Here is a 10,553-nt window from a genome sequence, read left to right as displayed (position 1 = left end):
GCCCCAGTCAGCAACAGGCAAGATGCCTGTTCCACTGTTGAGTAATTTGACTGTGGGGTGGGCATCTTGCCCGCCCCAGTCAGCAACAGGCAAGATGCCCGTTCCACTTGTGAGGAATTTGACTGTGGGGTGGGCATCTTGCCCGCCGCTAAAAGCCCGATCGACCGATGCCTGGGATCGGCGGAAAATCCCGTCGCCATCGGTGTTACAAGACTGCGGGAATCTGTAACACTGGGGCATTGCGTTAGGTTCACCAGACGGGAGTTTGGGGCGAACGCCTGCTGCTAAAAGCTGGCTGCCTTCAGAATCCACGATCGAATTAAAAGTGCGATCGTCCCGGCCGCTGTTAAATGCGCGCACACCGTCCGCCCAGACAATCATTTGAGGTAAATAATCGGGCTTCAACAGCCGTCGCAGTTGAAAGTCAACAACTTGGGCAGTTGCGCCGTTGACTGCAAAGTTAAATACCTTTAAACCCGGACTCCCGTTAGCAGCCAAAGATTGTTTTAGCTGTTTGGGATCGACGCCCTGCAACGCCCGGGAACTACCGACGATCAAAACATCTGGCGGCCCGACGGCTGCAACGTAGGATAGGTATAGTTCTAGCTGTTCGTCGAGTAAATCGCTGCTGAAGCTGACTGTACTGGCTTGCGATCGACTTGCGCCCGCTTGCTGTTGGGCATAAACCAGATTTTTCATGTACTCGGTGACTTTTTTTTCAGCAAACGCCCGCCTGGGACTACCGGGGGGAACCGCTTGCATCCAGGCTACCGCTTGCACCCATTGGGCTGCTACTTCGTCCCACTCTTGTTTTGAATTGGCGGATTGGGCCAAATTGGCGGCCTTGGTGGCAAAGTTAACTGAATCTCCAAATGGGTCGTTTTGGGCGCAGGAAGGAACGCTGATGGATTTTTGGCGTTTATTGGGGTTTTTGGCTAACACAGAGGTTGGTGGCTGCGTTAGGACGGAGGATGATGCGATCGGGCTTGATGTCGCTGCGGTGTTGGGTGGCTTGGGTGGCGAACATCCGACTGTTGTTAGGGCGATCGCAGCGATCGCGGTGCAGGTACGTTTTAAGATGTTAGTACCCAGAGTAGCTATGTAGCGGCGAATCATACAGCTTTCACCGTTCGCGAAACATTAGTAAATATTACCGCAAGTGGGCTGGTGATGTTAATTGCGTATTTCTGTGTGGGATTCGATGACTGCTTCGGCTTCCAGGGCGATCGATCGCAATTTATCAAGGATATCCTGACTGGCACTCTCCCACAACCCCCGTTGGCGAGCTTCTAACAATCTTTCCGCCATATCTCGCAGCGCCCAAGGATTATTTTCCTGAATAAATACCTGAACTTTTTCATCAAAAATGTAAGCCTGTGCAATTCCTTCATACATAAAATCTTCAACACAATTCGCCGTAGCATCGTAAGCAAACAAAAAATCCACCGTTGCGGCAATTTCAAAAGCACCTTTATAACCGTGACGCATCGCCCCTTCAATCCATTTCGGATTTACCGCCCTGCTGCGATAAACCCGCGCAATTTCTTCTTTGAGTTGTCGCACTTTTGGATTTTCGGGAATCGAGTTATCTCCGAAATAAGTTTCAGGATTTTTCCCTTGCAAATTGCGAATTGCCGCAGTCATTCCGCCTTGGAATTGATAATAATCGTCGGAGTCGAGGATATCGTGTTCGCGGTTGTCTTGATTTTGGAGAACTATTTGCATTTGACTGAGGCGCTGTGTAAAGGCTTCCGGTGCCGAACATCCCCATTCACTTTGTTGAACTCCGGCTGCATCTCCAGGCAAATTTGAGGAACTAGAGGAAGTATAGGCGTAACTGCTCCAATTAATGTAAGCTGTTGCTAAATCGCCATCGTCTGTCCAGTTTTGAGCTTCAATTATTCCCTGAAGCCCCGCACCATAAGCCCCCGGTTTTGAACCAAAGACTCGAAATTGCGATCGCACTTTCGCATCTTCCCGACTCAAACCAGCCGATTCCAAATCCAAAATCTCTTGTTTAACTTGTGCTGCTAAAGGATTGTCTTCCGCAGGTTCATCTAAATCCGCCACAGCTTTGACAGCCGAGTCAAACAAATCAATTAAATTAAAAAAAGCATCGCGGAAAAAGCCAGAAATCCGCAAAGTAACATCAACGCGCGGCCGCCCCAAAACAGCAACAGGCAAGATTTCAAAATCTACAACCCGGCGCGAAGGCCCATCCCAAATTGGTTGAACTCCGATTAATGCTAAGGCTTCGGCGATGTCGTCTCCACCTGTCCGCATAGTCGATGTTCCCCACACAGACAAACCCAAAGTTTTGGGATATTCACCATTTTCTTGAGTGTATCTTTCGATTAAAGTTTCGGCTGCAACTCTGCCAACTCTCCAAGCAGTTTCTGTGGGAATAGCGCGGATATCTACGGAGTAAAAATTGCGGCCTGTGGGTAATACATCTGGTCTCCCACGGGTGGGTGCGCCGGATGCACCGCTGGGGATGTGTCGCCCATCTAGTCCGCGCAACAGGTTAGTAATTTCTTGGTTTGTTTGGAGGAGTGAAGGTAAAAGATAGTTGGAAATCCAATCTAATTCTTGTTGGGTTGCTTCTCCTATTTTAACCGCAGATGAACGCGGATCGACGCGGATGTTTTTGATTAAATCATCTACTAATTCAGCAGCTTTTGCTTCTAATTCTGCGGTTAAATCGCCTGCGGTGGTTAAGGGATCGAAGTCTAGGTTTAAGTCTTTGGCGAGGGCGCGGGTTAAGCCGGAACGATTTGTGCTAGGATGGCGGGCGATCGCAATTATCAAATCTCGCAACTGTCTACCTTGGGGACATTGACCAAAAATATGCAATCCGTCGCGGATTTGGGACTCTTTGAGTTCGCAAAGATAACCGTCGGTGCGGGTGATAAACTCGGTAAATTCGGATTTATTGAGTTGGATACCTAGGTCTTTATCTAGATTTTCCTGGTTGGTAAGGGCTACAATGCGATCGCGAATCATCGGTAATCTCGACGGATCTAAGCTTTGGGCTTCGCAATATTCGTCGATTAAGGCTTCCAACTGCTGCAAAGGCCCGTAAAGTTCGGCGCGAGTCATCGGCGGGGTGAGGTGGTCGATAATCACGGCTTGCGATCGTCTTTTTGCCTGGGAACCCTCCCCCGGATCGTTGACAATAAACGGATAGAAATTCGGCAGCGCGCCTAATGCGATTTCGGGATAACATTTATTAGACAATGCCACACTTTTACCGGGAAGCCATTCTAAATTCCCGTGTTTTCCCGCATGAATAATCGCATCAATTCCCAACTTTTCGCGCAGCCAATAATAGTAAGCAAGATAATTGTGAGTTGGTTCCAAATCCGGCGCGTGATAATTTAACGCCGGATCGATTTCGTATCCCCGCGACGGTTGAATCCCGACAAACACATTTCCGAATTGAATCCCCGGAATCGGAAACAGATTCGTATCCAGGTTCGTAGTAAGGACTTCAGTCCTTCCTTCCAGGTTCGTAGTAAGGACTTCAGTCCTTCTTTCCCCAGTCGCTAACCCCCATCTATTACAAATTCCATCCTGTACTTGCTGCGGCAAAGTTGCAAAATATTCTTGATATTCCGCCAAATCCAAATATTGATTTACAGGGCGCAATTCCCGTCCTTCCGGGTCATTTGTTACGCCAGATATCAGCATTTCAATTAACTCGTTCCCGCTGCTGGGAATATTATCTACTTGATAACCGACTTCCTGCATAGCCTTGAGGATTTCCACACAGCTAGCGGGCGTATCCAAGCCAACGCCGTTAGCTAAGCGGGCGTTGCGGGTGGGATAATTTGCGAGAATTATGGCGATGCGTCTGTTGGCGGCGGGGGTTTGCTTCATCTTCACCCAATTCGCCGTTAAGTCTGCTACGAATGAAATGCGATCGTCCGCTGCGACATATCCTACCACATCTGTTTCTAATTCACTGTTCCAAGTTTGTACAGCTTTAAAAGAAACAGCCCGAGTAATAATTTTCCCATCTACTTCTGGCAATGCCACATTCATCGCCACATCTCGCGGCGAAAGTCCTTGTAATTCAGTTTCCCACTGTTCCAAACCGCCGCCGCTGAAGATTGCTTGCAAGATAGGAACATCTAAGGATTTAAAGCTATTTTGTTCCGGTTCGAGATTGTTGAAACCCGAGACTGCAAAACTTGTTGTATTAATGAGTAATTGAATTGGTTCGGAATCTTTGGGTTTAAAATGTTCCACCAATTCCACTTGCAAATCCGGTTCTCGCAGCGAAGACACAAAGACGGGAACTGGTACTAAATTTCGGTCATATAATGCTTGACAAAGTGCATCAATAGGTGCTAGATTTCCCGATAAATAATGAGCGCGATAAAATAAAATCCCGACTTTAGCAAGGGTTGGTAAACCCGGAGATCCCCCCCAGCCCCCCTTAAGAAGGGGGGGGCAAGAAGTGGTCAAAGTTTCGGTTTTTAAGGGCGATTTAGGGGGATCGGAATCTGGGTTCAAAGTCCCCCTTCTTAAGGGGGATTTAGGGGGATCGGAATCTGGTAGTAAAATTCCCAAACCAGCCGTTGTATTTCCTCCCCAATCATAAATTCCCACCCGAGAAACTGTTTGAGGAAGAGGCGGATTATAAGCAGTTTTCAAACAAGTGTCAGCCGTAAACTTGAGTGCATTAACAAAATTCTGGACTCCGCCTTCTGTGAAATAGCGCCACAGTTGATTGACTGCGGACAGCGATACATTAGAATGACTAATTAAATCCGGATCTGGACTATCTTCACCGGGCATCACAATCAATACCGCATTAGTTTTCTGCACCGTTTCCCGCAGAACTTCTAATCCGTAAGACCAATAAGAACGCCCGCCTAACAGCCTTAAAATTATTACCTCTGCGCGTTCTAAAATTTCCTCGGCGTAGGTGTCAATGGTTAATTGTTGCTGCAACTGAAGCAGATTTACGGCCCGCACTTTCGGGAATTCGGGTGGCATTTTGGATGCGGCGGCCGCGAGTGTTTGAATGTCAGTGTCAGCAGCACTAATAAATACGATTGGTGCTGGGGTTTGCTGTATAAAAATTACTCCTTCTGCTTGAGGGTTCCAACCTCCGGGCGTAGCTGCTATTTTGTGCATTAATTTATCCTCTATAATAAGTTTGTAGTTAAGTTTGTAGTGAGGACTTGAGTCCTCTGATTTTTGGGATTCATGAAGAGGACTGAAGTCCTCACTACGAACCCAAAAATGTCGGAATTAACCTAAGTATGCTTTCTTTACTTGTTCGTTGTTGAGTAAATCTGATGCTATGCCTGTGATGGTAATGTTACCAGCTTCTAGTACGTAAGCCCGATCGGCAATTTGGAGTGCTAAATTGGCGTTTTGTTCCACTAACAAGATTGTAACGCCCGTAGAGCGTAGGTTTTGAATGATTCCGAAAATTTCTTTGACGATCGCAGGTGCTAAGCCTAAACTGGGTTCGTCCAATAATAGCAGTTTCGGGCGGCTCATGAGCGCGCGGGCGATCGCCAGCATTTGCTGTTCCCCGCCGCTAAGGGTTCCTGCCAGTTGAGTGCGCCTTTCTGCTAAGCGCGGAAATATCTCGAATTGGCGGCTTAAATCGGTTTTGATGGCTGCGAAGTCCGATCGCACATAAGCCCCTAATTCCAAGTTAGTTAACACCGTCTGCTGCGCCAAAACCCTTCGCCCTTCTGGACTGTGGGCGATTCCCAATTTTACCACTTCGTGAGCTTGGCGGCGACTAATATCGCGCCCGCTGTAGATGATTTGTCCTTCCCGCAAATTAACTATTTTAGAAATTGCTCTCAATGTCGTACTTTTCCCCGCACCGTTAGCACCGATGAGACTGACAACTTCGCCCGCATTTATGGTTAAATTGATATTTTGCAGGGCTTGAATTCCTCCGTAATTTACACAGAGGTTTTTCAGTTCTAACAGGATATTTTGGGTTGTTTCTGGTGGGGTTTCGTGCATTTATTGTGAATCTGATTTTGATATTTGTCGTTGGGGCGGGCGGGTTTATGAGATTGTTAGTTTTAGGCAGTTATTATTGGTTAACCCGCCCGTACAAGATTTGGGTAAAAACCTATTGATTGCAGCCATTAATATTAATTTTAATTTACATGATACCTTTAGGGGCGGGCTCGCCAACCATAATCGACTGAAATCGATAATCTCATAAACCCGCCCCCACCCAAGGAACAATCTATTTTTCATCTCCCAAATAAGCCTCAATTACAGCCGGATCATTCCTCACAATAGCAGGTTCTCCCAAGGCAATTAACTGACCGAAATGCAACACAGCAATGCGATCGCACAATCCCATCACCAGCGGTACGTGATGCTCGATCAATATTACAGTCAAATTGAATTGTTCCCGCACTTCCCGGATGAAATCACTTAACTTGTGCTTTTCCGTCGGATTCATCCCCGCCGCTGGTTCATCTAGCAGTAAGATTTGCGGTTCCAGGGCTAAGGCGCGGGCGATTTCCAAACGCCTCTGATCGCCGTAGGGCAGGTTTTTGGCTTGTTCCTGCGCGCGATCGCCCAAACCGACCAAATCCAACAATTCCAGGGCTTTCCGCTGGGTTTTGCGCTCCATAGCGTTAGATTCTGGTAAGCCGAAAATCCCCGATAGTAGCGATAATACCGGATTTTGCGATCGGCTGTGGATGTGTCGGGCGATCGCCACATTCTCCAATACAGAAAGTTCTCCAAACAATCTAATATTTTGAAAAGTGCGCGCAATACCTTTATTCGCAATTTGATAAGGCCGCAATTTAGAAATATTTTCGTTTTGATAAATCAGATTGCCACTAGAGGCCGGTATCAGTCCAGTCATTACATTAAACAGAGTCGTCTTGCCAGCCCCGTTAGGGCCAATCAATCCAAAAATCTCGTCTTTTTGAACTGTGAAAGATACGTCGTTCACAGCAACTAAACCGCCGAAGCACCGAGTTAATCCTTGGGCGACTAAAACCGGATTAGTTTTTGAGAGGGTAAGGGGTTCGGAACTCATAAACAAATGATAGAATATAAGATATCTAATTATGCCTCAAATTATGGATGCTCAAAAACTCTTAGAACACATCACAGTAAATTCCCAAATATTTAACGGAAAACCGATTATTCGGGGTCGCCGTCTGGCAGTTGAGCACATTCTAGGAATGTTAGCTGCTGGCGACACTCCTGAAACGATTCTCGAAGGCTATTCCTGGTTAGAAAGAGAAGATATTCAGGCTTGTCTAGTTTATGCTCACCGACTGGTTAGTCACGAGCACATCGAACCTCTGCTGGTGGAAGTTGGCAAATAAAAATATAAACTCATGCGAGAAATCCGATGCAATACCTGCGGTAGCAACCGCTATGAGGAACGTAGAATCAATTACCTTTACAGCCATCAAGGTAAATACTTGCTAGTTCCTAACACGCCTGTTGAGATTTGTCTGAATTGTGGCATGATTTATTATGATGCAGCAGTTCTCAAAGAAATTGAGCGCCGTTTCTTTGCTATTCACCAGCAGAATGAAATGCCGGATTCATATATTCAAATTCCCAGCAAGAGTTACACGTAAATAATTTTTGGTTTGTTTGGGAAGATGCGATCGCCCTTAGCGGCACTCGCAAGAAATCGAAAACCGCTATAATGTCTTAATGACCGTACCGCCTCAATCTCCTTAAGCCGTCTCGCCCGGGTAATTTTATGACGATGTACGTACCGGATTCGCAGCCTTACCAAACAAAACTGCTCCCTACGATGTACGATCTACCTAGTGAAGACCCGGAGGAGCCCGGTTTGCCTGACGAATTTCATGACTATCAACCCGAACTGCTGCGTCAAACCTGCCGCCCCCGCAACCATCCGCTAGACCAAATCTTTATAGCGACAGACCTCAATCTATACTACGATTCCAATCATCTCAATTGGTATAAAAGACCCGATTGGTTCGTTGTCTTGGGCGCTTCTAGATTTTATCGAGGTGAGGATTTGCGCCTCAGCTACGTGATGTGGCAAGAAAATATTAGTCCTTTAGTAGTAGTGGAACTCCTGTCACCTGGAACTGAAGATGAAGATTTGGGAATTACACCAGAAATCCGAAATAAACCGCCTACTAAGTGGCGAGTTTATGAAGAGATTTTGCAGATTCCTTACTACTTTGTTTTTAGTCGCTACACTAATCAACTGAGAGTATTTCAATTGATTGATAATCGTTACTGCGAACAAGTTTTAACTGATTCGCGATTCTGGATACCGGAATTGGAGTTAGGTATTGGTTTGTGGGAAGGTAATTATCAAGGTTTTTCGAGGTTGTGGCTGCGCTGGTACGATGCTAGTGGCGATTGGGTTCTGACTCCAGAAGAATTTGAAAGACAACGGGCTGAATTAGAAAGACAACGCGCTGAATCTGAAAGTCAGCGGGCTGAATCTGAAAGACAGCGAGCAAATCGATTGGCCGATCGCCTCCGAGACATGGGCATTAATCCAGATGATCTGTAAAATTAAGTAGCAGCCTGCAATACGGCGCGCCGTGTCAATAAAAATTTATTAACTAAAAATAACTTATGCCAGAATCTACTTCATTGCGCGATCGCTACCTAGCACTGATCGATAAAATTGTCGAAATCACCCTCAAAGGTCAAATTCGCTCTAAAGAACAAGTATATCAAATGTTGGTGCAAGACATTGGCACCGGCACGGGCGAAATCTTTGAACGCTGTTTTGGCGAACGCCTCGATGCCACCGATAACCTGCTCAGAAATGAAAAGGACGAAATCAAACAAGCCAAGGCAAATCGCAGCCTCAGAGCGCTAAAAACTATCCAAGGAGAATGGGAACGTTGGCAGAAGGATAACCGCGTCGATCGCGAAATCGCATCTTCCATCCAACAAATCCTTGCCGCCGAATCTAACGGCCGCCTCCTGGCAATATTGCAAATAATTGATCCCAATAAAGAACATCCGCTGACTCTCGATCAATTGCAGCAATTGTCAAAATCTGTGCACCAACAAATGCTGCAAACTACCAATCCCGAAACCGAACGAGATTTGCTGCAAATCACAGCCGGGATTGCTAAAGGTTTAGAATCTTGGCAGCGCTTGGAACCGGAACTCGTCGGCTGGATTTATCAGCCACAGCAGCTAGGATTCGCCGGCAGTCCCGAACAAAATGGGCCTTGGGCTTTTTGGTCAAAAAAAGTTAATAGTGCCTTTGCTAACGCTCTTTTACAGACTATTGCCAGGGGTGATTCTATCGTTGAATTTGCAGCCAAGCAGTCTAATGTAGAATTAGGTACGTTGCTGGAATTGGCGATAATTTTGCAGTGTTTGCAACGGGCTTTGGTAACATGGTTCGACAAGCAAGTTTACGATTCCAAAGTGTCCACAAAAGCTTCGATTTCTACTTACATTACTTTTTCTGTAATTTGGAGTCAGCTAGCTAGTGGATTTAATAATTCTACTAAGAGCGGCGAACAGTTGGCAAATGCTTGTTTTCAAGTAACTTTGCAAATTTTACGCACTTTTTCTCAGCGGGAATACTTTCCGCTTTACGGCGGGATTTTTGCTTCGTTTGATGGTAAAGCTTTGCGGCATACTTTGGATTATTTAGATGAACCGCTGCGGCGTGTTGAAGGTACTCAAGCGAAGGCTCGAATTTTGACGCTTTTGGGTTATTCGATGCAGGCGGCTGGGGCCTACGAGCGATCGATCTTACTGCACAAGCAATCCCTGGAAATTGCCCGGATGGAAGGAGATAAAGCCTGTGAAGTCGCCAATCTCAATCACATTAGCCGCAATTATGTGGCTCAAAAAAATTATCAGGAAGCGATTAATTACAGTCAGCGGGCTTTGATTATGGCACGGCAGGCGGGAGAGCGGCAAGGTGAGGCGAACGCCCTGGCTAATTTGGGCTACAGCGAGGTGTTCCAGGCGCGGCAGTTGGAGGAGGTGGAACCGGAGGTTTACGAAAGTGCTATTAGTTATTTGGAGCAAGGTTTGCTGCTGTCGGAGAAATTGGGCGATCGCCAAAGTCAAGCTTTTTGCTCCAGCAGCCTCGGTATTGCTAAAATTGCTCTGGAAAATGCTGCCGGTGCGATCGAGTATTTGGTCAAAGGTTGGCAAGCGGCTCAATTTTCCGGCGACTTATATCTCCAAGGTCTCAATTTGGCTTATTTAGCTCAAGCTTATTACAGTCTGAATCAACTAGAACAAGCAATTTTTGCTGGCTGTTTGGGGATGTATACTTTGGAGCAAATTGGGGCGATGGAATGGCGACAATCGGCTGGTTTGCTGACAATTTTGCGCGGACAAATGGGGGCTGAATCTTTTAAGCAGTCTTTGGCGAAAAGTCGAGCGAGTATCATTCCGGCGATCGGTGTTGATGGCTACGATTATATCCCAGAATTGTTGGAAAAATACCAGCAATCTATTTAACTCTTTGTGGAACAGGCATCTTGCCTGTTGCTAAGAAAGAAAGGGGGCGGGCAAGATGCCCACCCCACAATAAAATTAACTCTTTGTGGAACAGG

The 10,553-nt window shown here is 46.5% G+C and carries 8 protein-coding genes; 4 read left to right on the top strand and 4 right to left on the bottom strand.

Annotated elements, in window-relative coordinates:
• From JGK11_RS31115 to JGK11_RS31100, 4 genes are all read right to left on the bottom strand, one after another.
• Nucleotides 1-1,116, bottom strand: a 1,116-nt coding sequence (locus tag JGK11_RS31115) for a hypothetical protein (protein ID WP_293214274.1), incomplete at its 3' end; no start/stop codon positions are given.
• A 57-nt stretch (nucleotides 1,117-1,173) separates the two neighbouring features.
• Nucleotides 1,174-5,145, bottom strand: a complete 3,972-nt coding sequence (cobN, locus tag JGK11_RS31110) for a cobaltochelatase subunit CobN (RefSeq protein WP_293214271.1) — start codon at nucleotides 5,143-5,145, stop codon at nucleotides 1,174-1,176.
• A 117-nt stretch (nucleotides 5,146-5,262) separates the two neighbouring features.
• Complete coding sequence (locus tag JGK11_RS31105) at nucleotides 5,263-6,000, bottom strand: ABC transporter ATP-binding protein (RefSeq protein WP_293214269.1); 738 nt, start codon at nucleotides 5,998-6,000, stop codon at nucleotides 5,263-5,265.
• A 232-nt stretch (nucleotides 6,001-6,232) separates the two neighbouring features.
• Nucleotides 6,233-7,045, bottom strand: coding sequence for an ABC transporter ATP-binding protein (locus JGK11_RS31100; protein ID WP_293214267.1), 813 nt, complete (start codon nucleotides 7,043-7,045; stop codon nucleotides 6,233-6,235).
• A gap of 31 nt (nucleotides 7,046-7,076) precedes the next feature.
• Here JGK11_RS31100 and JGK11_RS31095 point away from each other — a divergent pair, with 31 nt between their 5' ends.
• From JGK11_RS31095 to JGK11_RS31080, 4 genes are all read left to right on the top strand, one after another.
• Nucleotides 7,077-7,340: a DUF433 domain-containing protein gene (locus JGK11_RS31095; RefSeq protein ID WP_293214264.1), complete on the top strand. Its 264-nt coding sequence runs from the start codon at nucleotides 7,077-7,079 to the stop codon at nucleotides 7,338-7,340.
• Nucleotides 7,341-7,352: 12 nt separating this feature from the next.
• Complete coding sequence (locus JGK11_RS31090) at nucleotides 7,353-7,601, top strand: type II toxin-antitoxin system MqsA family antitoxin (protein WP_293214261.1); 249 nt, start codon at nucleotides 7,353-7,355, stop codon at nucleotides 7,599-7,601.
• A gap of 128 nt (nucleotides 7,602-7,729) precedes the next feature.
• Nucleotides 7,730-8,524, top strand: a complete 795-nt coding sequence (locus JGK11_RS31085) for a Uma2 family endonuclease (RefSeq protein ID WP_293214259.1) — start codon at nucleotides 7,730-7,732, stop codon at nucleotides 8,522-8,524.
• Nucleotides 8,525-8,589: 65 nt separating this feature from the next.
• Entirely contained in the window at nucleotides 8,590-10,458 is a 1,869-nt protein-coding gene (locus tag JGK11_RS31080; protein WP_293199358.1) for a tetratricopeptide repeat protein, read from the top strand.
• Nucleotides 10,459-10,553 lie beyond the last annotated feature (95 nt).

The organism is Microcoleus sp. PH2017_34_RAT_O_A, assembly GCF_020737885.1.
Lineage (GTDB): Bacteria > Cyanobacteriota > Cyanobacteriia > Cyanobacteriales > Microcoleaceae > Microcoleus.
The sequence above is the reverse complement of the archived record's forward strand: the minus strand, read 5'-3'. Positions and strand labels throughout refer to the sequence as shown.

What these genes read in the sequence shown, in the direction of transcription:
- cobN (WP_293214271.1), bottom strand. Translation starts at nt 5,145, where the DNA reads ATGCACAAAATAGCAGCTACGCCCGGAGGTTGGAACCCTCAAGCAGAA.
- JGK11_RS31105 (WP_293214269.1), bottom strand. Translation starts at nt 6,000, where the DNA reads ATGCACGAAACCCCACCAGAAACAACCCAAAATATCCTGTTAGAACTG.
- JGK11_RS31100 (WP_293214267.1), bottom strand. Translation starts at nt 7,045, where the DNA reads ATGAGTTCCGAACCCCTTACCCTCTCAAAAACTAATCCGGTTTTAGTC.
- JGK11_RS31095 (WP_293214264.1), top strand. Translation starts at nt 7,077, where the DNA reads ATGCCTCAAATTATGGATGCTCAAAAACTCTTAGAACACATCACAGTA.
- JGK11_RS31090 (WP_293214261.1), top strand. Translation starts at nt 7,353, where the DNA reads ATGCGAGAAATCCGATGCAATACCTGCGGTAGCAACCGCTATGAGGAA.
- JGK11_RS31085 (WP_293214259.1), top strand. Translation starts at nt 7,730, where the DNA reads ATGACGATGTACGTACCGGATTCGCAGCCTTACCAAACAAAACTGCTC.
- JGK11_RS31080 (WP_293199358.1), top strand. Translation starts at nt 8,590, where the DNA reads ATGCCAGAATCTACTTCATTGCGCGATCGCTACCTAGCACTGATCGAT.